We start from the raw sequence: 19,349 nt of genomic DNA, 5'->3' as shown, positions 1-19,349 counted from the left end.
CCGTCAATGTATCCAGATTGGGACGTCGGTCCTGCTTGCCCTCCTGCGTCAGCACTGTACGGTTCGACTCGGTACGTACGTATTCGAGAGTTGACGCCAGATCCCCCGAACGGAGCAAAAGGTGTATGTGGTCATCATGGGATGCGGCCGGGTCGGTTCGTCGCTCGCCGGTTCGCTGACCCGGATCGGACACGAGGTTGCGATCATCGATCGCGACCCAGCCGCCTTCCTGCGACTCGACAACGACTTTCCCGGCCAAACCGTCGTGGGAATGGGCTTCGACCGTGATGTCCTGGTCGAGGCCGGTATCGAGCGCGCAGAAGCGTTCGCTGCAGTGTCGTCCGGTGATAACTCCAACATTATCGCTGCACGCGTCGCCCGTGAGACTTTCGGTGTGGAACGCGTCGTCGCCCGTATCTACGACGCGAAGCGTGCCGCGGTATACGAGCGTCTCGGAATCCCTACCGTCGCCACCGTGCCCTGGTCAACGGATCGATTCCTCCACACGCTCACGCGCGACAGCCAAACAGCCAGGTGGCGTGATCCGTCGGGCACTGTGGCTGTCACCGAGTTGTCCCTGCACGAAGACTGGATCGGTAGGCCGATCGACCAACTCCAGGCAGCCACGAACTCGCGTGTCGCGTTCATCATTCGCTTCGGCACAGGCATTTTGCCCGATCGAAAAACGACCTTCCAGGCCGACGATCAGGTTTATGTCGCGGCCGTATCGGGAACAGTCGCCGAGGCGGTCGCGCTCGCGAGCAATCCCCCACCAGCCGACGACTGACGCAGCAGTGAGAAAATTCACGATCTCCCACTTGAACGGAAGCATTCGATGAGAGTCGCAATTGCAGGAGCCGGCGCAGTCGGACGTTCCATCGCACGGGAACTGATCCGCAGCCAGCACGAAGTCATGCTGATCGAGCGCAAGATCGAGCACGTCGAGACCAGTTCCGTGCCCGAGGCAACGTGGGTTCACGCCGACGCGTGCGAACTGAGCAGCCTCGAATCGGCTTCCCTCGAGTCCTACGAGATCGTGATCGCAGCCACCGGTGACGACAAGGCCAACCTGGTTCTCAGTCTCCTCGCCAAGACCGAATTCGGGGTCAGCCGCGTGGTCGCGCGCATCAACGACCCACGCAACGAATGGTTGTTCGACGAATCCTGGGGTGTCGATGTCGCGGTCTCGACACCGCGCATGCTCGCGTCCCTGGTCGAGGAGGCAGTCTCAGTCGGCGACCTCGTACGCCTCATGACGCTTCGCCAGGGTCAGGCCAACCTTGTCGAGGTCACCCTGCCGGACAACACCGCGCTCGCCGGAAAGCCTGTCCGCAAACTCCAACTTCCTCGCGACGCCGCGCTGGTCACCATCCTGCGTGGCGGACGAGTGATCGTCCCCCAGCAGGATGATCCTCTCGAGGGCAGGGACGAACTGCTCTTCGTCGCGTCTGTGGACGTCGAGAACGACCTCAGGGCCGCCGTCGGGCTGCCGACACCGCGGCCGAACTAGCTGTGCCGCGGCTCGTCCCGCGGTTCGACCGCCTCCGAGTCGCGCGTCGGAAGATCCTCGTCTTCGGCCGGTCCCGGTTCGACGATCCGGTCTGCCCGGCGAACAGCCCAGATCGTCACCAGCAGGGCCGCACCTGCAAGCGGCCACCCCATCGCGATCCGGGCGACGGCGAGCCAGCCGGTCTGGTCCGCATCGTAGAGCTGCGACTGCACGAGATAGCGGGCGCCGAAAACGAGCGCCCAAGCCGCGGTTGCCGCGTCATAGGCGCGCACCGCGCCACGGTGGCGGCGCCAGAGATTGCCGTGACCGTTGAGGAATCCCCAGATGACGCCAACTAGGGGCCAGCGCAACAGAATCGAGCCGAGAAACACCGCCCCGTACGCCAGGCTGGTGAATATGCCGAACAGGAAGTAACCCTTCGCGTCGCCCGTTCGGTAGGCGATGAATGCGGAGATACCGACACCGAAGAACCCGGATATTGCGGGTTGAATAGGTGTGCGTTGGATCAATCGCCAGACGAGAATGGCGGTCGCGACCCCGAGAGCTGCCCAGATCGCCGGAACCAAGCCCCAGATCGCGTTGGCGGGAACGAAGACCAGAATGGGCAGCGTCGAGTAGATCAACCCGCTGATCCCGCCGAGTTGTTCGATTATGGACTGCTGCTTCGTTTCGACCACTCAATGAGGGTGCCACACGAGGCCTGTCGGCTACGACTCGCTACGCAATTCGTAATATGGGTTGAAGATCACCTTCTGGCCATCACGCTCGCCGACACGTCCCCGGACCATCAGCGTCTTGCCCGGTTCGATGCCCGGAATCCTCCGCCTGCCGATCCACACCAGCGTGATCTGTTCCGTACCGTCGAAGAAGTCGGCTTCAATGCATGCGCTCGCCGACTTCGAACACACCTCGACACTTCGGAGCCGCCCCAGCATGGTGACTTCCTCACCGCGAACGCAATCGCAGGCACGCTGCGCACCGGACGCCTGCGACGTCTCGGCCATCTCCTCGGCATCGAGTTGCTCGAGGTCCTCGGTCAGCCGGCGAGTCATCCGACGAAAGTATCCTGCCGTGGCGGGTGCCATTACGCGCTCCTGGAGCATGTGTGACGCGAGTCTTCACGCCACTTGTAGGGCTGTGTACTCGCCACTGTAGACCCATTGTTTCGCTGTGACTGCACTATGTGAGACCAGTGTGACGTGGCATGCAAAATCGACATATGCCCCTCGATTTCCGGCCAACTATGGCCTTGATGCTCCCCGGTACGGGATCCGACGCCGACTTCGTCACCCGCGCATTCACCGAACCCCTCGCAAGCCGCGGAATCGCCACAGTGGCCGTCGAACCCGACCCCCGGCGTGTCGTCGCGGGCTACCTCGATGCCCTCGACGCTGCGGCGGAGCACGAACGCATCATCATCGGCGGTGTGTCGATCGGGGCTGCGGTGGCGCTGCAATGGGCGAGCGCCAATCCCGACCGCGTCGTGGGCGTCCTCGCCGCGCTTCCGGCGTGGACAGGCGCCGCCGCCGACGCACCCGCCGCCGCCGGTGCACGGTTCACCGCAGCCAGACTGAGAGCAGACGGAATCGAGAAGGTGACCGCGGAGATGATCGCATCGAGCCCGCCCTGGCTCGGAGTGGAGCTTGCCAAGTCATGGCGATCACAATGGCCGCACCTTCCCAGTGCGCTCGACGAAGCCGCCGAGTACCGAGCGCCTGGCGTGGAGGATCTCGAAGGCATCAACGTGCCCGTCGGGATCGTCGCCGCCACCGACGATGCCGTCCACCCTCTCGAGGTGGCGCACACCTGGGCCGGGCGGCTACCTCAGTCGAACCTGGTCACGGTCTCGCTCGACCAGATCGGCGCAGACCCCGCGACCCTGGGGCGCGAGAGCCTCAGGGCGCTGAGTTCAATGCTGCCCTGAGGTGCCGACGTCCGTCTTCGCCCGCCGTCAGCGGCCCAGCTGCTGCATCGCCGAACCGGATTCGCCACGACGCTGCTGTGGCCCGGCTACGCCGCCTTGCGGCGTTTCGGCTGATGCGGAGGACCCACCCACGGCACCGCCGGCGGCCTGCTGCTGAGGAGCCTGCTGCGCAGCGACACCTTGCTGCTGCGCCAACTGCTGCTGGTGGGCCGCGGCCAGTTGCTTCGCCAGAACCTCGGGCAGGACGACCGGCAGCGGCGTCCGGACCGGGTGCGGTTCGGTTCCACGTTTGACGACACTGTCACGCAGAATCGCTCTCGCGGCCGCAGCGAGTTCCGAATCTACGGTGTTGCCGCCGCTCGGGCCCGCCACCACGCAACGGACCATCCATCGGTAGCCGTCGACACCGATGAATCGCAGGTCTGCGTTGGGTGTGACCGCAACGACCTCTCGACCCCAGGGTCCGTTCTCGACGCTCACCGCCGCATTGTCGCCTCGCAGCGATTCGGCCAGGTCGCCCGCGACTTCCCTCCACTGACCCGGGGATTTCGGAGCGGCGTATGCCGCGACGGTGATTCGCCCGTGCTGTGTGACGAGGTGGACGGCCTGTGGTGAACCGTTGGGCGCCATCTCGACCTGTAACTGGGTGCCGGGCGGCATGGGGACGAGGACCGAACCCAAATCGAGGCGAGTACCGATCTCGCCGACGTTGACATCGTCGTCCGGATCCAGGTCTTCTATGTCGTAGGGGCCTCCATCGGCCTCGCCGACCTCGTCGTAGGCATCGAGCCCCGCCTCGGATTCCGTTTCACCAGTCTCGATTTCCGCCTCGGGTGCCGGTGCGGACGCGTCGGAGTCGTCCCTGGATTTCTTCTTCCGTCGTCTGATCATGTTCAGGCTCCTTCTCTATGGCCGAAGAGGCTCGCGTGGCCTCCGCTCGACCCGTGACCGTCACTGCCGCGAGTGGTGTCATCCAGGAAGTCCACCTCGACGAACGACACCAATTCCACTCGCTGCACGACCAGCTGCGCGATCCGGTCGCCCCGGCGGATTTCGATCGGGACATCGAGGTCGTGATTGATCAAGCACACCTTGATCTCGCCTCGGTATCCGGCGTCGATGGTTCCCGGCGTGTTGACCACGGACAGACCCGACTTGGCAGCCAGCCCAGACCGTGGATGGACCAGACCGACAGTGCCCATGGGCAGCGCGATCGCTACCCCTGTCCCGACGAGAACACGCCGCCCCGGCTCGATCGTGACATCGGTGGTGCTACAGAGATCGACACCTGCGTCACCGTCGTGGGCTCGCTGTGGAATCGGAACACCTGGATCTAGCCGCTGTATGGCAACGGGCGGAAGGGCAGGGGCGGCGCCGGCAGGGAGGCCGGGAGATAGGTCGCTCACATGCACAGAGCCTACTCGTGCACTACGACTATCCTAGTCGGGTGTCAGAAACGTCCCGGCCCGAAGCCGTACCCACCGAGAACACCCATTCCACGCTGTACTCCGAGCGCCTGTGGGTGCCGGTGTGGTGGTGGGCTGTGGGCTTGTTCGTCGCCGGACTACTGGCCGCGGAGGTGCACATGGGGGCGCCGGGTCTGCGTGCGTGGTTGCCGTACGTCCTACTACTTCCGCTCCCGGTCTGGGCATTGATCTCACTGAGCCGACTCAGGGTCGAGGTCGTCGACGAACCGAACGGTGTCCACCTGAGGGTCGGGCAGGCACATCTGCCCGTGAGCGTCATCTCACGGGTGGCAGAGGTGCCCGGTTCAGCCAAGAGTGCAGCGCTCGGCCGCCAGCTCGACCCTTCCGCCTTCGTTCAGCACCGCGTGTGGGTCAAGTCGATGGTCCTCATCGTTCTCGATGACCCGGAGGATCCGACCCCCTACTGGCTGGTGAGTACTCGGCGGCCGGCCGAGTTGCTGGCCGCCATCAACCGCGCCCGCCAATAGACAGCGCAAAGGGGCGCGAACTGTGATCAACCCACCACCGTTCGCGACTTGTCACCGTCGTCGCTCAGGCCGCGCAGTCCCTGCAAACCAGTACCCCGTCGGCATCGCTGGCGAGTCGGCTTCGGTGATGCACCAGGAAACAACTCGAGCACGTGAACTCGTCGTCCCGCTTGGGCACGACCCGCACCGAGAGTTCTTCCCCCGACAGATCCGCGCCGGGCAATTCGAACGATTCCGCGGTATCGGCCTCGTCGATGTCGACCACTGCCGATTGCGCCTCGTTGCGGCGCGCTTTCAATTCCTCCAGCGAATCTTCCGAAACCTCGTCGGATTCTGTTCGCCGCGGTGCGTCGTAGTCAGTTGCCATGTCGTTTCCCCTCGTTTTCGTTCCCTGTATCCCGGCCTGCGTTCGAGGTTCACCGCAATGGTGATCGACCTCCCACGCGCCACCCGTTCCGACGCAGATCACACACCACCAGCAAGCGATGCTGCGAGGTTCGATCAGTGCCGGAAGCAGGTCCCAAATCGTGATTTCAGCCTCATTTACCCACCCTCGTTCGATGCTCTCCAAACGACTCGGGCCGCCAGACACTAGCCGAACAAAACCCGAAACGTGTAACCGACCCGACGGATCGTGCAAATTGTCTGCTAATCGTCATCAACGCCACAGCAACCTGTGACATTCCACAGCCGGGGCGGGTTCGAGATGTAGGGGTGCCATGGATCTACAGTGGGTGCCGAACCTGCGCCACGAATGGGTGGCCGGGCACAGTATCGGTGCGCTGTTCGGGCGACAAGTTACGACGCGCAGTTCCGTAGGAGAGGTCGGGGCACACTGTGGTTTCACTCATCACCGACGGCAGTCCGCTCGATGACAAGGGACGCCCGTTCCGGCGCCGGCGAGCGATGCCGATGCTCGTGGTGTTCGCGGTTCTTGCACTCCTCGGCGCCGCACTGTGGACAAGCATCCTCACCGAGGACGAGGATTCGGCCACTACAGTCGCGTGCAATCCGCCTCCCCCGCCCACACAGCCTGCCGATAGCGCATCGACGCGGCCCACACTAGGCGAACAGGTCGACCCCTCGACGGTGCTGGATGTTGAACCCGCCACCCTCGCTGATGCGAAGGTGCGCGTGTTCAACGCAAACGGCGAGGCCGGTCAGGCGACGCAGGTGGCCGCCCAGTTGAGTGACTACGGGTTCGCAAGCGCCCCCGACGTCCAGGTCGGCAACGACCCGATTTATGTCGACCAGAACATGCAGTGCCACGGGCAGCTGAGGTTCGGACCGAGCGGCATCGCTGCGGCAAGTGCCCTGTATCTCGTTGTACCGTGCGCCGAACTCATCGAGGATTCGCGCACGGACGACACCGTCGATCTCGCTCTGGGGACCTACTTCCGCAATATCTCACCGAACCCTGACGCCGAAGAGGTGCTGCGGTCTCTGAAGGAGCCACCGCCCGGAATGCAGGCCCCTCCTCTCGACATAGACCTGCTCAATGCAGCTCGCACGGCCCACTGCTGATCGCAGGTCAGGTCTCCCGGATCGGGTCGTCAGCCCCGACCTCGGTGAACAATGCGTCCAGTTCGTCGGCGATCCCGGGGGCAGCGGCCACCACCAGGTCACCGTCCGCACTCGATGAGCGCGGGGAGGGAATGCGCACGCGAGCGCCTGCCTCGGTGGCGATGAGCGATCCAGCGGCCCAGTCCCATGGGCCCAACCCGTGTTCGAAGTACGCGTCGGCCCGGCCGGACGCGACCATGCACAGGTCGAGGGAAGCCGAGCCGATCCGGCGAATGTCCCGTACCCGGGGGAGGATTTCGCCGATGAGTGCACCCTGCGCTTTGCGCCGCGCGGTCCCGTACCCGAATCCGGTTGCCAGCAGAGCCATCGACACATCCGTGACCGGGTTGCACCGCAGGCCCCCTATCCGGCCCTCGACAGTGGTGAGTGTTGCCCCGTAGCCTCGTGCCGCCGCATACGTCGCCTGGGCTGCCACGTCGACCACGGCCCCGGCAACCGACACTCCGTCGATCTGCGCAGCCACAGAGACCGCGTATGTGGGCACTCCGTACAGAAAGTTCACCGTTCCGTCGATCGGATCGACCACCCATCGGAGTCCGGCGACGGAATCCCCCGCTCCGCCGGTCTCCTCACCGAGGATCGCATCGCCAGGCCGAAGAGTCGCGAGACGGTCGCGGATGAGTTGTTCGCTCTCGGTGTCGACCACCGTAACCGGATCGGTGGGGGTGCTCTTCGACGCTACGGAACTGCCGTGTGCCACCACTTTCCCTACGGTTCCGAACACCTCGGGGCGCCTTGACCTGACGTGAGCGGCCGCCTCCTGCGCCACTGCAACGGCGACGTCGCGTAGTCGTTGCGCCTCAGTGTCTCCGAAGCCCTGCGTGGTGTCTCGACTCCCTGCTGCGTCCACCCCCCCATCGGAACACACTTTCACTGCCTCACACCACCGCGGGGGTCGGCTTGCGCGCACGGGCGACCGAAGCCACTTCGACCCACTATTGTGACGAGAAAACCAGTGGCGCACGGGCGACTTTCGTCAGTCCGACACGGCCCAGCTCGACACGTACTTCGACACGGAGGAGCAGACGCGATGACCAACAGCGGGTTCGGTGTCGATGTAGGAGGCAGCGGCGTCAAGGGTGGCACAGTCGATCTCGAGAGCGGTGAGTTGATCGGAGACCGAATCAAACTCCCGACTCCCCGACCGTCCACACCGCACGCGGTCGCAGCGACGGTCGCCGAGATCGTCCGGATGGCGAAGTGGGATGGGCCAGTCGGTATCACGCTGCCGAGTGTGGTCACCAGCGGAGTCGCACGCTCCGCTGCGAATATCGACGAGAAGTGGATCGGAACGGACGCGTACGCCCTGTTCTACGATGCCCTCGGCGGTCGCCGGATCACAGTCCTCAACGACGCCGATGCCGCGGGGATCGCGGAGAACACTTACGGCGCGGGCAAGGATGCGAAGGGGGTAGTCATCCTGCTTACCTTCGGCACCGGCATCGGCTCGGCAATCCTCCACAACGGCGTCCTGCTACCCAACACCGAGCTCGGTCACATGGAAGTGCTGGGCAAGGATGCCGAGCACATAGCGGCATCCTCGGTAAAGGACGCCAAGGATTTGTCCTACAAGGAATGGGCTGCGGAGGTGTCCTACGTGCTGAGCCGGTTCGAAGACCTACTGTGGCCGGATCTGTTCATCGCAGGCGGCGGCATCAGTCGCAAACACAACAAGTGGATTCCTCATCTGACCAACAGGACACCCGTTGTACCTGCTGCGCTTCTCAATACGGCCGGGATAGTAGGCGCAGCTATTGCAGTCGACACGGGCATCGCTCCCTAACTATTTCGAATAGGTCGTTACAATGAAAGAGCCCGGCTGCGCGCCAGGCGAAACCAGTAGACCTCTCCGCCGGATGATCACTCTGGCGTGACGCCGCACGACACCGTCACGAAAGGGCGTACGTGGCAGCCACCGATACACGTCAGACTACTGATTCGACTTCGGAGTCAGGACCGGGAGCGCCAGTCACAGCGACAGCCGCCGGCGCCGCTCCGGCAACCGACAATGTTCCCGCCAAGAAGGCCGCAGCAAAGAAAGCTCCCGCCAAGAAGGCCGCAGCAAAGAAAGCTCCCGCCAAGAAGGCCGCAGCAAAGAAGGCTTCCACCAAGAAGGCCGCGCCGAGCAAGTCTGCAGATGGCGAGGACGGCCAGGACGAAGACTCCGTTGGCATAGAAGACATCGACATCACCGAGGGTGACTTGGCCGACGTCGAATCGGATGTCGTCGAGGTGGTCGCGGTCGGCTCGGACGACGAAACCGAGGAGCCGTCCGAGAAGGACAAGGCCTCCGGGGACTTCGTCTGGGACGAGGAAGAATCCGAGGCGCTGCGCCAGGCCCGCAAGGACGCCGAACTCACCGCGTCTGCGGACTCGGTACGCGCATACCTCAAGCAGATCGGCAAAGTTGCACTCCTCAACGCCGAAGAGGAGGTCGAACTCGCCAAGCGCATCGAGGCCGGGCTCTACGCGACCCAGATCATGCAGGAAGTCGCAGCATCCGGTGAGAAACTCCCCGCTGCCCAGCGCCGGGATATGAGTTGGATCTGCCGTGACGGAAACCGTGCCAAGAATCACCTACTCGAAGCCAACCTCCGCCTCGTCGTGTCACTGGCCAAGCGCTATACCGGACGGGGCATGGCCTTCCTCGACTTGATCCAGGAAGGCAATCTGGGCCTCATCCGCGCCGTCGAGAAGTTCGACTACACCAAGGGTTACAAGTTCTCGACCTACGCCACGTGGTGGATCCGTCAGGCCATCACCCGCGCCATGGCCGACCAGGCCCGCACCATTCGCATTCCGGTGCACATGGTGGAGGTCATCAACAAGCTCGGACGCATCCAGCGCGAACTGTTGCAGGATCTGGGCCGTGAACCCACGCCCGAAGAGCTCGCCAAGGAAATGGATATCACGCCCGAGAAGGTGCTCGAGATCCAGCAGTACGCGCGCGAGCCGATCTCGCTGGACCAAACCATCGGCGACGAAGGCGACAGCCAACTCGGCGACTTCATCGAGGACTCCGAAGCAGTCGTCGCGGTCGACGCCGTGTCCTTCACTTTGTTGCAAGATCAGTTGCAATCGGTGCTCGATACGCTCTCCGAGCGTGAAGCCGGCGTGGTGCGACTGCGCTTCGGCCTGACCGATGGACAGCCGCGTACCTTGGATGAGATCGGTCAGGTCTACGGAGTGACGCGTGAGCGCATCCGTCAGATCGAATCCAAGACCATGTCGAAACTCCGCCACCCGTCCCGGTCGCAGGTGCTACGCGACTACCTGGACTGACGCTCGCGCACAGACAAGGTTCAATGCCCCCGGGACTTTCCCGGGGGCATTGAACTTTTCCAGATCGAGAACGGGAAGCGGAACGACCCCTACGCGCTGGTGCGAACCCGAACCCGAACCCACGCGTTGGCCATCGGTTCGACGACCCGGGCTGCCACCGGGCCGATGATGGCCATGAGAAGGACATAGGCGGTGGCTAGGGCCGCGAGCCGTCCCTCGACCGCGCCTGCCGCTACAGCCAGGCCGGCGATCACGATGGAAAACTCTCCGCGGGCGATCAGTGCGGCGCCCGCTCTGGCTCGACCCAGCCGAGCGACACCTTGCTGCTTCGCCGCCCACATGCCCGTGGCCATCTTGGTGAGTGTCGTCACCACCGCCAGCAATATCGCCCAACCGAGCACCGGCGGGATTTCACCAGGATCGGTGTTGAGTCCGAACACGACGAAGAACATCGCTGCGAACAGGTCACGGAGAGGCTCGAGGACACGGCTGGCATTGTGGGCAGTCGATCCGGAGATCGCGATACCCAGAAGGAATGCCCCGACCGCCGCCGAAACCTGCAAGGCTGAGGCGATGCCTGCCACAAGCAGCGCAGCACCCAGAAGCTTCAACAACAACGTCTCGCTGTCGGGGCTGTCCAGTAGTGCGGAGACATACCGCCCGTAGCGCAGCGCAACGACGAGAACCACCGAAACAGCGATCAGAGAGATGCCCAAAGCCGTAAGACCGCCCAGGAAACTCACACCGGCGAGCAAAGTGGTCAGGATCGGCAAGTACACAGCCATCGCAAGATCCTCGAATACGAGAATCGAGAGCACGACCGGGGTTTCGCGGTTGCCCAGGCGACCGAGGTCGCTCAGCACCTTTGCGATGATTCCCGAGGAGGATATGTAGGTGACACCCGCCAGAACGAAAGCGCCGGTTGCACCCCACCCCAGCACCAGTGCCACGATCGCACCTGGTGCTGCGTTGAGGACGATATCCACCACACCTGCCATCCACGACCGGCGTAGTCCGGTGACGAGTTCGGATGCCGTGTACTCGAGTCCGAGTAGGAGCAGGAGCAGCACCACCCCGATCTCACTCGCCAGATGGCTGAATTCGTCGATGTCACCGAGTTGTAGGAACCCACCATTGCCGAAGCACAGTCCGCCGACCAGGTAGAACGGTATCGGCGACATACCGATCCGAGCTGCCAGACGGCCGAGCAACCCGAGCGCGAAAAATACCGCGCCCAGTTCGATGAGCGCGAGCGTAGTCGTATTCACAGGATTGTCAGCCGCCGACCAGGAGCTTGGCTGCCGCGGCCAGTCCTTCCGCCGTTCCGACGGCGACCAGCAGATCGCCGGATGTGAGCAAGAAGTCGGGGTTCGGTGACGGATTCACCTGGCCCGCTCGCATGACAGCGACGATCGAGACCCCTGTCCGCGTGCGCATGGCTGTGTCCCCGAGCGTCCGGCCGTCGAACCGGGAATCTTCGGTGATGTACAACTGCTTGGTCTGGATGCCGGGCAGGTCCCGGTGTTCCTCTTCCAGTTGGGATACCAACTGCGGAGCCCCCAACAGGTTGCTCAGCACGGCCGCCTCCTCGGTGCTCAACGGCAAGGAAGCTTCGCAGGCGTCAGGGTCATCGGGCTTCGACACGATCAGGTCGGTTCGGCCGTCGCGATGACTGATGACGCCGATACGGCGACCGGAAGCCAGTACGAAGTCCTTCCGCACCCCAATGCCCGGCAATGCCGTCACTTCAACGTTCATCCCTCCACGGTAGTCCCGGCCGCATGCGGAGCGGCGCAGACTCGCGGGTCGAGGCGGGCGGATTCTCCCTGGTAGGCGAGGAACGGACCATCGGCGCGGTCGAGGCAGTGACACGGTGAGACCAACCTCACGTGTGAGATGTGACCAGCCGGCGGGGAACTACGACCGTTCGGTCTGCTTCCGAATTCACGCTCTTCGGCGCGAATTCACAAACTTCCGCAAACTTTCTGTGGGATGTGCCACTGAGAAACACCGCCGGGAACAACGCGGAATCCCCCAACGTCTGACAGAGTGGATCCACCGCGCCATCCCCGACGCGGCGGACCAGGCCCCAGGCATTGCGCGCAAGCGGAATGCCAGTACGGAGGAGTCATGCCCGGAACACTGACCAGCCCCTCATTGACCGCAGCCGACCGGTGCGACCGGTGCGGTGCCGGAGCACGCGTTCGCGCAGTGCTTCCGGCGGGAGGCGAACTGCTCTTCTGCGGTCACCACGCCAATGAGCACGCAGATCGACTTCGCGAAATGAACGCCACGATCGAAACCGAAGCCGAGACAGCAATCTGACTCGTCAGCCCGGGTGACCCGTCCAAGGCTCACCTCTAACGGACAAGAGACCGGCGCGCGCACCGCACGCGCCGGTCTCTTCTGTCGGAACGGCTGTGGGACTCTGTCGGATCGACTGTGGGACTCTGTCGGAACGACTGTGGGCCGGAATCGATCGGGTACCAGTCACCACCTCCGCAGCGTGGAAATTCTCTCGGTCAGCTGCTCGACCGTAGCGATCGCTGTGGGAGGTCCACCACACACACGACGCAGCTCAGCGTGGATGGTGCCGTGTGACTTGCCCGTCTTGTGGTGCTGCATTGCAACGAGACTGTTCAGTTCCCGACGCAGCTGCGCGAGCTGGCCTGCGGCCGCGACCCGCTCGGCCACCTGCGGGACCTCGGTCGGCTCCGCCTGCGTGGCCTTCTGCTTGGCAAGCTGTTCGGACTGACGTTGACGTAGCAGGGCACGCATCTGATCGGCGTCGAGCAAACCAGGCAGGCCCAGGTAGTCGGCCTCCTCGTCGGACCCCGAAAAGGTAGCCGTTCCGAAGGAAGAGCCGTCGTAGATCACCTGGTCGAGCTCGGCATCGGCGCCCAGCGAAGTGAACGCCTTCTCTTCCTCTCCGAGTTCGTCCTTCTGCTTGTTCGCGTCGGCGAGGAGGTCGTCGTCGAACCCGTCCTTTTCCCTGTGCGGTTTGCCCAGCACGTGGTCGCGCTGAGCCTCGAGCTGGCTGGCGAGGTCGAGCAGCACTGGCACGGACGGAAGGAACACGCTCGCGGTCTCGCCCTTGCTGCGTGAGCGGACGAACCGCCCGATCGCCTGGGCGAAGTACAGCGGGGTGGACGCGCTGGTGGCGTACACACCTACCGCCAGCCGCGGAACGTCGACACCTTCCGACACCATACGAACGGCGACCATCCACTTCTGCGTGCTCGCACTGAACTCCGCAATCCGTTTCGATGCTGTCGGATCGTCCGAGAGCACCACCGCCGGCTCTTCCCCGGTGACTTCTGTGAGCGTTCTCGCGTAGGAGCGGGCCACAGTCTGATCTGTCGCAATCACCAGCCCGCCCGCGTCCGGCATGCCACCGGCCCTCAACTGACCGAGTCGCGTGTCGGCGGCGTGCAGAACCGCCGGAATCCACTCTCCTGCCGGATCCAGCGCCGTTCGCCACGCCCGCGCGGTTTGCTCCGCACTGAGCGGTTCGCCGAGGCGCGCGGAGAACTCCTCGCCCGCATTGTTTCGCCAGCGAGCCTCGCCCGAATATGCGAGGAACACCACTGGCCGAACGACTCCGTCCGCAAGAGCGTCGGAGTAGCCGTACGCGTAATCGGCCTTCGACCGCATCAACCCTTCGCGGTCGGGTTCGTAGGCCACGAACGGGATCGCGCTGTCGTCGCTGCGGAACGGCGTTCCGGTCAGCGCAAGACGGCGGGTGGCGTCGCCGAACGCTTCGCGGATGGCCTCGCCCCAGCTCTTTGCGTCACCACCGTGGTGGATCTCGTCAAGGATGACCAGCGTGCGCTTGCTCTCCGTCCGGACTCGGTGTTTGAACGGATGGGACGCAACCTGCGCATACGTCACCACCACACCTTGATAGTCGCTCGATGTTTGCCCGGTCGAATTCGAGAAGTACGAATCGAGCGCGATACCGCTGCGAGCCGCAGATTCAGCCCACTGATGTTTGAGGTGCTCGGTGGGGGCGACCACGGTCACCTGATCGACGGTGCGGTCACGCAACAATTCCGACGCGACACGCAACGCGAAGGTGGTCTTGCCCGCACCTGGCGTCGCGACCGCCAAGAAGTCTCGAGGTCCGGTGGACAGATACTTCGTCAAAGCACGACGCTGCCACGCGCGAAGGGGTCCCGAGGGCTTGGCCGGTTCCGTCTGCGCCAGATAAGCCTCGGTTCCTACAATTTGCGCCGCCGCGGCTTCCATTGTCGGCGCCGCCTCGGCTTCCGTTCTCGTCGCCATGTGGGAGCCCACGGTCTCAGCGCTCAAGGGTTGCCCTCCGATGCCATGGCACTGTTTGTTCGCACTCCTCGGTATTCGATCGACACTGCCGGACCAGACCCGAAGGCGCTGTCCGTCAATGAGGGTAGCGTCCGCACCCGACGCGAACCGCATTCGCAAGGCCGCCGGGATGGCGGATTCCCCGCGACACGGGTGCACCAGCGGTGGGCACCGGGCGTGTCGTCGTGGATGCTGGAAAGATCATGAGCAAATCCCCAGCGAGTTCACCGAAGCGCGCCCGTGGCAGACGCCACTTCGAGTGGCACCCGCTTCGTCGCACGCTGGCCGTGATCGGTCACACCCTGAAGAAGGCGTGGGACGACTCGATCTTCGGCAAGTCGGCCACGGCGGCGTTCTGGCAGACGCTCTCCCTGCCTCCCCTCCTGCTGGGCCTGCTGGGAATGCTCGGGTATGTCGGCGGGTGGTTTGGACCGGACACCCTCGACATCATTCAGTCCAAGATCATCACCTTCAGTGGAACGATCTTCAGCGACAGCGTCGTCGACCAGATCATCCGCCCGACGCTCAGCGACGTACTGGAACGGGGGCGGCTTCAGATCGTGTCACTGAGTTTCTTGTTGTCCCTGTGGGCAGGCTCGTCGGCCATCTCCACCTTCGTGGACTCCATCGTCGAAGCCCATGGCCAGCAGGAGGCGCGGCATCCGGTCTGGCAGCGCTTGTTCGCACTGCTGCTCTACGTCATGTTTCTGGTTCTCGCGGTCTTCACTCTGCCGCTCGTCGCACTCGGGCCGACGCTTGTGATCAAGGTCTTCCCCGAGGCGTGGCGCACGGTCGGGTCCGAAATAGTCGCCACGTTCTACTACCCCGGTGTGGGGCTGTTATTGATCATCGGCCTGACGACGCTCTACAAGGTCGCGCTCCCCAGGTCACTGCCCTGGCACCGACTGCTCGGCGGAGCACTCGTCGCCGGAGCCTTCTTCCTCGGAGCCAGCATCGGCCTTCGCTGGTACCTCACGTGGGTGACCGGCACCGGGTACACATACGGCGCCCTTGCCGCGCCGATCGCATTCCTGCTGTTCACCTTCTTCCTGGGCTTCGCGGTGGTCCTCGGCGCGGAGTTCAACGCCACGATCCAGGAGTTCTGGCCCGCCCGTGCGACCCGAATGACGCAGATGCGGGAGTGGCTCTCGGCGCAGACCGCCGAGAGTTCCCCGTCTGCGGGGCCGGTGACCATCCTCACCCGACGCATCACCACCGGCCCGATCAAGATCACCGGCGACCAGACGCCCTCGGACCGCGCCGGTACCTCCAACCGAGACGACCCGCCATCCGACGGCTCGCCATCGGACAACCCCCGACCCGACGACCCACGACCCGGCGACTCGATGAGCGAACCTCTCGAGCCGCCGGATGAATTGGCACGCCCAACGACTCCTCAGTCGCCCTTGCGCAACCCTTCGTAGATCTTCTTGCAATCGGGGCAGACGGGCGATCCAGGCTTCGCAGACTTGGTCACCGGAAACACTTCGCCGCACAGTGCGACGACGTGAGTGCCCATCACTGCGCTCTCGGCGATCTTGTCCTTCTTGACGTAATGAAAGAACTTCGGAGAGTCGTCATCGGTGGACCTGTCGGAGGTGACGTCGGGCCGTTCCTTGGTATCAGTGCTCACACCTCAATGATGCCGCACCCGCGTGTGCATTTGATGTCCGACCGTGCAACAGTGGACTCATGGCACGAAGTGCGGGTTTCGGTGAGTCGAACGAGGGCTCACCAAGCAATCCGATTCTCATTACCGAAGCGGCGCCGTCCCTCGAGGAGCAGCAGCGCGCACGCGTGCGCAAGTACCTGATCATCATGTCTTTCCGTTTCCCAGCACTGATTCTCGCGGCCGTGGCATACGGTATCTGGGCCAACGCGCTGATCTCGGTGGCAATCATCTTCCTGTCGATCCCGCTGCCGTGGATCGCCGTACTCATCGCGAACGATCGACCGCCGCGCAGCAAAGACGAGCCCAGTCGCTACGACCACCGTGAGTCGCGGACAAGCCTGCCCGCACCACCCCACCCCACGATCGAAGGCTGACACTGGGCCGGCGACTGCAACAATGCAGGAGTGAACCGTGACAAACTGCTGTCGATCTGTCCGGCCCTGCGCGAGGCCTTCATTCGCAACCGGTTCGACACGGACACCTTGCTCGAGGCACTCGGCCCTGAGGTGCAGGCGGCACTGAGCCGAGGCGAACCGGTCCCGGTTCGCCGGGCCAGCGCACGCTGCGGCGAACTCGGCACCCTGATCCGCTTGTTCCTCCTCACCGACGACTGCCCGACCGATGATGTTGCTGCCGCGCTTGCTCCCCTCACGATCGAGCAGACGGTTGCCGCGGGCCTGCTCGTCGCCGATGGCGACGTCGTGCGGGCCGCGCTCGACCTCCGTCCCATGGATACCGGCGGCGGCAACCGCTGGGTGGTATCTGATCTCGACGGCACGTTCCGCCCCTGCGAGAATTCGGCCGATCATGTGATCGGCGTCGGGCACGCATCGCTGTCCTTGCTACAGGCCACCCCGACCGCACCGGTCGGAACCCTGCTCGACGTCGGGACCGGATGCGGAATCCAGGCTTTGCACGGCGCTTCCTACGCCACCGCCGTCACCGCCACCGACGTGAATGTCCGTGCCGTCGACCTCGCGGCCGTCACCGCGGCCCTCAACCAAGAAGAGGTGGAACTGCTCACCGGGTCGTGGTTCGACCCGATCGAGGGCCGCACATTCGATCAGATCGTGGCCAATCCGCCTTTCGTCGTCAGCCACCCTCGGGTCGGTCACACGTATCGCGACTCCGGTCTCGACCTCGACGGAGCAAGTGAACTGATGATCTCCCGCGCTGTGGAACATCTCGCACCGGGAGGCACCGCCGCCATGCTGGCGTCCTGGATTCACGTGGCAGGCGAGGACTGGCGTTCCCGGGTGGCTTCATGGCTTCCGGCACACGGGGTCGATGCGTGGGTGGTGCAACGTGACCTCGCCGACCCCGCTCTGTATGTCGGCACGTGGATGCGCGATGGCGGTCTCGACACACGGGATCCGGCATCGGCGACCGTAGCCGAGGACTGGCTCGACCACCTTGCGAGCGCAAACGTCGAGGGTGTCGGCTTCGGATTCGTCTACCTGCGGCGGACCGACGCGCCGACTGACCTGATGGCGGAGGACCTCACCCATGGATTCAGCGACCCGCTCGGCACGGAAGCCCTCGCCTACTTCGATCGAGTGGCCTGGCTGCGCGAGCATGACGTGCTCACCGCACGCTTTCGCGTCGAGGAGAGCACCGCACTCGAAAGGGTTTTCCTGCCCGGCGACGAGGGATGGAACCAGGTCGTCGCCCGGTTGCATCGCGGAAGTGGCCCGGCGTGGCAGCACGAGGTAGACGACGTGGTGGCCTCACTCGTCGCAGGCATGATCAGCGGCGGCCTCGAATTGGGCGAGCTGATCGGACTCCTAGCGGCAGCCCACGACGTGGACGCCGAGGAGTTGGCGCAGTCCGCCGTGCCGCTCGTTCATTCACTCGTGCGGCACGGACTCGTGCTACCCGCCTCGCCAGCCTGACCTCACGCCTGGGTCCAGGGGGACGGCCGACCTTTCGTTCACCTCGCTTCCGCATCATCTGACGAAGCGGCCCCGGTTCCGGAACCGCCGTCCTCGTCCCCGTTCTCAGCAACTTCTCAGGAGTGAGTCGGGAACTTCGCAGGTCAAAGCAGTTTTGCGAATTGCCGCCTGGGAACTTATCCGGACCGTCGATGCGTTGATCCATATGAGACACCACCGACGAGGAGGCAAGTCATGACAAGCCCCAGCACCACTAGTCGTATTCGCCCCAGCGCCGCCGATCTGGACGCGCAGAGCCCCGCAGCGGACTTGGTTCGCGTCTACTTGAACGGAATCGGCCGGACCGCTCTGCTGACGGCCGCAGACGAGGTGGAACTGTCCAAGCGAATCGAGGCTGGGCTTTATGCCGCGCACATCTTGGAGACCGGGAAGCGCCTGTCTCCCGCCAAGAAGCGTGATCTCGCGACGATCGTCCGAGAAGGGCAGTCCGCGCGTGCACACCTCCTCGAAGCCAACCTGCGCCTCGTCGTGTCGCTTGCGAAGCGCTACACGGGCCGTGGCATGCCGCTGCTCGACCTCATCCAGGAAGGCAATTTGGGACTCATCCGCGCGATGGAGAAGTTCGACTACGCGAAGGGATTCAAGTTCTCGACGTATGCCACCTGGTGGATTCGTCAGGCGATCACTCGCGGCATGGCCGACCAGAGCCGGACGATCCGGCTGCCAGTGCACCTCGTTGAGCAGGTAAACAAGCTTGCTCGTATCAAGCGCGAACTGCACCAGCAACTCGGCCGCGAAGCCTCCGACGACGAACTGGCCGAGGAGTCGGGCATCCCGGCGCACAAGATCGCGGACCTCCTCGACCACAGCCGCGACCCGGTAAGCCTCGACATGCCAGTCGGAAACGACGAGGAGGCCCCCTTGGGTGACTTCATCGAGGACTCCGAGGCAACATCAGCGGAGAACGCGGTCATCGCCGGACTCCTGCACTCGGACGTGCGCACCGTGCTGGCCACCCTGGACGAGCGTGAGCAGCAGGTGATTCGCCTGCGGTACGGTCTCGACGACGGCCAGCCCCGCACTCTCGACCAGATCGGCAAACTCTTCGGGCTCTCCCGGGAACGTGTGCGCCAGATCGAGCGCGAGGTCATGGGCAAGCTGCGTCAGGGCGACCGCGCCGAGCGGCTTCGCTCCTACGCCAGCTGACA

General features: G+C 64.2%; 22 protein-coding genes. 12 read left to right on the top strand and 10 right to left on the bottom strand.

Features of this window, described 5'->3' with window-relative positions:
• Nucleotides 1–121: 121 nt before the first annotated feature.
• Nucleotides 122–787, top strand: a complete 666-nt coding sequence (locus tag BFN03_RS06540; protein ID WP_070378337.1) for a potassium channel family protein — start codon at nt 122–124, stop codon at nt 785–787.
• Between the two features lie 48 nt (nt 788–835).
• On the top strand, nt 836–1,510 hold the full coding sequence (locus tag BFN03_RS06535) for a potassium channel family protein (protein ID WP_070378336.1): 675 nt from the start codon (nt 836–838) through the stop codon (nt 1,508–1,510).
• On the opposite strand, the gene BFN03_RS06530 is transcribed toward BFN03_RS06535, so the two are convergent.
• Together BFN03_RS06530 and BFN03_RS06525 are read right to left on the bottom strand one after the other, a co-directional pair.
• On the bottom strand, nt 1,507–2,187 hold the full coding sequence (locus BFN03_RS06530) for a DUF3159 domain-containing protein (protein WP_070378335.1): 681 nt from the start codon (nt 2,185–2,187) through the stop codon (nt 1,507–1,509). The two genes, BFN03_RS06535 and BFN03_RS06530, sit on opposite strands and share 4 nt — an antisense overlap.
• Before the next feature lie 30 nt (nt 2,188–2,217).
• Nucleotides 2,218–2,595 carry an OB-fold nucleic acid binding domain-containing protein gene (locus BFN03_RS06525; RefSeq protein WP_070378334.1) on the bottom strand — a complete coding sequence of 126 codons (378 nt, stop codon included), beginning with the start codon at nt 2,593–2,595 and terminating at the stop codon, nt 2,218–2,220.
• A gap of 134 nt (nt 2,596–2,729) precedes the next feature.
• On the opposite strand from BFN03_RS06525, the gene BFN03_RS06520 reads away from it, so the two are divergent.
• The gene (locus BFN03_RS06520; protein ID WP_084385520.1) at nt 2,730–3,434 is read left to right on the top strand and encodes an alpha/beta fold hydrolase; all 705 of its coding nucleotides are present in this window, start codon (nt 2,730–2,732) and stop codon (nt 3,432–3,434) included.
• 27 nt (nt 3,435–3,461) lie between these two features.
• Here BFN03_RS06520 and BFN03_RS06515 read toward each other — a convergent pair whose 3' ends face one another.
• Both BFN03_RS06515 and dut read right to left on the bottom strand, forming a co-directional pair.
• Nucleotides 3,462–4,325, bottom strand: coding sequence for a DUF3710 domain-containing protein (locus BFN03_RS06515; protein ID WP_070378332.1), 864 nt, complete (start codon nt 4,323–4,325; stop codon nt 3,462–3,464).
• A 2-nt stretch (nt 4,326–4,327) separates the two neighbouring features.
• Nucleotides 4,328–4,846, bottom strand: coding sequence for a dUTP diphosphatase (gene dut, locus BFN03_RS06510; RefSeq protein WP_198163402.1), 519 nt, complete (start codon nt 4,844–4,846; stop codon nt 4,328–4,330).
• Between the two features lie 35 nt (nt 4,847–4,881).
• On the opposite strand from dut, the gene BFN03_RS06505 reads away from it, so the two are divergent.
• The gene (locus BFN03_RS06505; RefSeq protein ID WP_070378330.1) at nt 4,882–5,388 is read left to right on the top strand and encodes a DUF3093 domain-containing protein; all 507 of its coding nucleotides are present in this window, start codon (nt 4,882–4,884) and stop codon (nt 5,386–5,388) included.
• A gap of 64 nt (nt 5,389–5,452) precedes the next feature.
• Here the strand turns inward: BFN03_RS06505 and BFN03_RS06500 are convergent, their stop codons facing one another.
• Nucleotides 5,453–5,755 carry a DUF4193 domain-containing protein gene (locus BFN03_RS06500; RefSeq protein WP_070380678.1) on the bottom strand — a complete coding sequence of 101 codons (303 nt, stop codon included), beginning with the start codon at nt 5,753–5,755 and terminating at the stop codon, nt 5,453–5,455.
• Between the two features lie 470 nt (nt 5,756–6,225).
• Here BFN03_RS06500 and cei point away from each other — a divergent pair, with 470 nt between their 5' ends.
• Complete coding sequence (gene cei / locus BFN03_RS06495; protein ID WP_070378329.1) at nt 6,226–6,912, top strand: envelope integrity protein Cei; 687 nt, start codon at nt 6,226–6,228, stop codon at nt 6,910–6,912.
• Nucleotides 6,913–6,919: 7 nt separating this feature from the next.
• Here the strand turns inward: cei and BFN03_RS06490 are convergent, their stop codons facing one another.
• On the bottom strand, nt 6,920–7,822 hold the full coding sequence (locus tag BFN03_RS06490; protein ID WP_070378328.1) for an inositol monophosphatase family protein: 903 nt from the start codon (nt 7,820–7,822) through the stop codon (nt 6,920–6,922).
• A gap of 180 nt (nt 7,823–8,002) precedes the next feature.
• Here BFN03_RS06490 and ppgK point away from each other — a divergent pair, with 180 nt between their 5' ends.
• Nucleotides 8,003–8,755 carry a polyphosphate--glucose phosphotransferase gene (gene ppgK / locus BFN03_RS06485; RefSeq protein WP_070378327.1) on the top strand — a complete coding sequence of 251 codons (753 nt, stop codon included), beginning with the start codon at nt 8,003–8,005 and terminating at the stop codon, nt 8,753–8,755.
• A 122-nt stretch (nt 8,756–8,877) separates the two neighbouring features.
• On the top strand, nt 8,878–10,254 hold the full coding sequence (locus tag BFN03_RS06480; protein ID WP_070378326.1) for an RNA polymerase sigma factor: 1,377 nt from the start codon (nt 8,878–8,880) through the stop codon (nt 10,252–10,254).
• A gap of 89 nt (nt 10,255–10,343) precedes the next feature.
• Here the strand turns inward: BFN03_RS06480 and BFN03_RS06475 are convergent, their stop codons facing one another.
• Nucleotides 10,344–11,522 carry a cation:proton antiporter gene (locus BFN03_RS06475; protein WP_070378325.1) on the bottom strand — a complete coding sequence of 393 codons (1,179 nt, stop codon included), beginning with the start codon at nt 11,520–11,522 and terminating at the stop codon, nt 10,344–10,346.
• Nucleotides 11,523–11,529: 7 nt separating this feature from the next.
• Nucleotides 11,530–12,012 (bottom strand): cation:proton antiporter regulatory subunit, encoded by a 483-nt coding sequence (locus tag BFN03_RS06470; protein WP_070378324.1) that lies wholly within the window; start codon nt 12,010–12,012, stop codon nt 11,530–11,532.
• 372 nt (nt 12,013–12,384) lie between these two features.
• Between BFN03_RS06470 and BFN03_RS06465 the strand changes: the two genes are divergently transcribed.
• Nucleotides 12,385–12,579, top strand: a complete 195-nt coding sequence (locus tag BFN03_RS06465; protein ID WP_070378323.1) for a DUF7455 domain-containing protein — start codon at nt 12,385–12,387, stop codon at nt 12,577–12,579.
• Nucleotides 12,580–12,744: 165 nt separating this feature from the next.
• On the opposite strand, the gene BFN03_RS06460 is transcribed toward BFN03_RS06465, so the two are convergent.
• Nucleotides 12,745–14,502: a DEAD/DEAH box helicase gene (locus tag BFN03_RS06460; protein WP_070380677.1), complete on the bottom strand. Its 1,758-nt coding sequence runs from the start codon at nt 14,500–14,502 to the stop codon at nt 12,745–12,747.
• 278 nt (nt 14,503–14,780) lie between these two features.
• Here BFN03_RS06460 and BFN03_RS06455 point away from each other — a divergent pair, with 278 nt between their 5' ends.
• Entirely contained in the window at nt 14,781–16,001 is a 1,221-nt protein-coding gene (locus BFN03_RS06455) for a YihY/virulence factor BrkB family protein (protein ID WP_070380676.1), read from the top strand.
• Here the strand turns inward: BFN03_RS06455 and BFN03_RS06450 are convergent.
• On the bottom strand, nt 15,974–16,210 hold the full coding sequence (locus BFN03_RS06450; protein WP_070378322.1) for a DUF3039 domain-containing protein: 237 nt from the start codon (nt 16,208–16,210) through the stop codon (nt 15,974–15,976). The genes BFN03_RS06455 and BFN03_RS06450 overlap by 28 nt on opposite strands.
• Nucleotides 16,211–16,269: 59 nt before the next feature.
• Between BFN03_RS06450 and BFN03_RS06445 the strand changes: the two genes are divergently transcribed.
• The 3 genes from BFN03_RS06445 (at nt 16,270) to BFN03_RS06435 (ending at nt 19,347) form a co-directional block, all read left to right on the top strand.
• Nucleotides 16,270–16,623, top strand: a complete 354-nt coding sequence (locus BFN03_RS06445; protein WP_070378321.1) for a DUF3099 domain-containing protein — start codon at nt 16,270–16,272, stop codon at nt 16,621–16,623.
• A gap of 30 nt (nt 16,624–16,653) precedes the next feature.
• Nucleotides 16,654–18,141 carry a DUF7782 domain-containing protein gene (locus BFN03_RS06440; RefSeq protein ID WP_070378320.1) on the top strand — a complete coding sequence of 496 codons (1,488 nt, stop codon included), beginning with the start codon at nt 16,654–16,656 and terminating at the stop codon, nt 18,139–18,141.
• 234 nt (nt 18,142–18,375) lie between these two features.
• Nucleotides 18,376–19,347: a sigma-70 family RNA polymerase sigma factor gene (locus BFN03_RS06435; protein WP_070378319.1), complete on the top strand. Its 972-nt coding sequence runs from the start codon at nt 18,376–18,378 to the stop codon at nt 19,345–19,347.
• Nucleotides 19,348–19,349: the final 2 nt, after the last annotated feature.

This window comes from Rhodococcus sp. WMMA185, assembly GCF_001767395.1.
GTDB lineage: Bacteria > Actinomycetota > Actinomycetes > Mycobacteriales > Mycobacteriaceae > Rhodococcus_F.
This window is presented reverse-complemented; position numbering and strand designations above follow the sequence as displayed.

What these genes read in the sequence shown, in the direction of transcription:
- BFN03_RS06535 (WP_070378336.1), top strand. Translation starts at nt 836, where the DNA reads ATGAGAGTCGCAATTGCAGGAGCCGGCGCAGTCGGACGTTCCATCGCA.
- BFN03_RS06525 (WP_070378334.1), bottom strand. Translation starts at nt 2,595, where the DNA reads ATGGCACCCGCCACGGCAGGATACTTTCGTCGGATGACTCGCCGGCTG.
- BFN03_RS06520 (WP_084385520.1), top strand. Translation starts at nt 2,730, where the DNA reads ATGCCCCTCGATTTCCGGCCAACTATGGCCTTGATGCTCCCCGGTACG.
- BFN03_RS06515 (WP_070378332.1), bottom strand. Translation starts at nt 4,325, where the DNA reads ATGATCAGACGACGGAAGAAGAAATCCAGGGACGACTCCGACGCGTCC.
- BFN03_RS06500 (WP_070380678.1), bottom strand. Translation starts at nt 5,755, where the DNA reads ATGGCAACTGACTACGACGCACCGCGGCGAACAGAATCCGACGAGGTT.
- ppgK (WP_070378327.1), top strand. Translation starts at nt 8,003, where the DNA reads ATGACCAACAGCGGGTTCGGTGTCGATGTAGGAGGCAGCGGCGTCAAG.
- BFN03_RS06470 (WP_070378324.1), bottom strand. Translation starts at nt 12,012, where the DNA reads ATGAACGTTGAAGTGACGGCATTGCCGGGCATTGGGGTGCGGAAGGAC.
- BFN03_RS06465 (WP_070378323.1), top strand. Translation starts at nt 12,385, where the DNA reads ATGCCCGGAACACTGACCAGCCCCTCATTGACCGCAGCCGACCGGTGC.
- BFN03_RS06460 (WP_070380677.1), bottom strand. Translation starts at nt 14,502, where the DNA reads ATGGAAGCCGCGGCGGCGCAAATTGTAGGAACCGAGGCTTATCTGGCG.
- BFN03_RS06455 (WP_070380676.1), top strand. Translation starts at nt 14,781, where the DNA reads ATGAGCAAATCCCCAGCGAGTTCACCGAAGCGCGCCCGTGGCAGACGC.
- BFN03_RS06445 (WP_070378321.1), top strand. Translation starts at nt 16,270, where the DNA reads ATGGCACGAAGTGCGGGTTTCGGTGAGTCGAACGAGGGCTCACCAAGC.
- BFN03_RS06435 (WP_070378319.1), top strand. Translation starts at nt 18,376, where the DNA reads ATGACAAGCCCCAGCACCACTAGTCGTATTCGCCCCAGCGCCGCCGAT.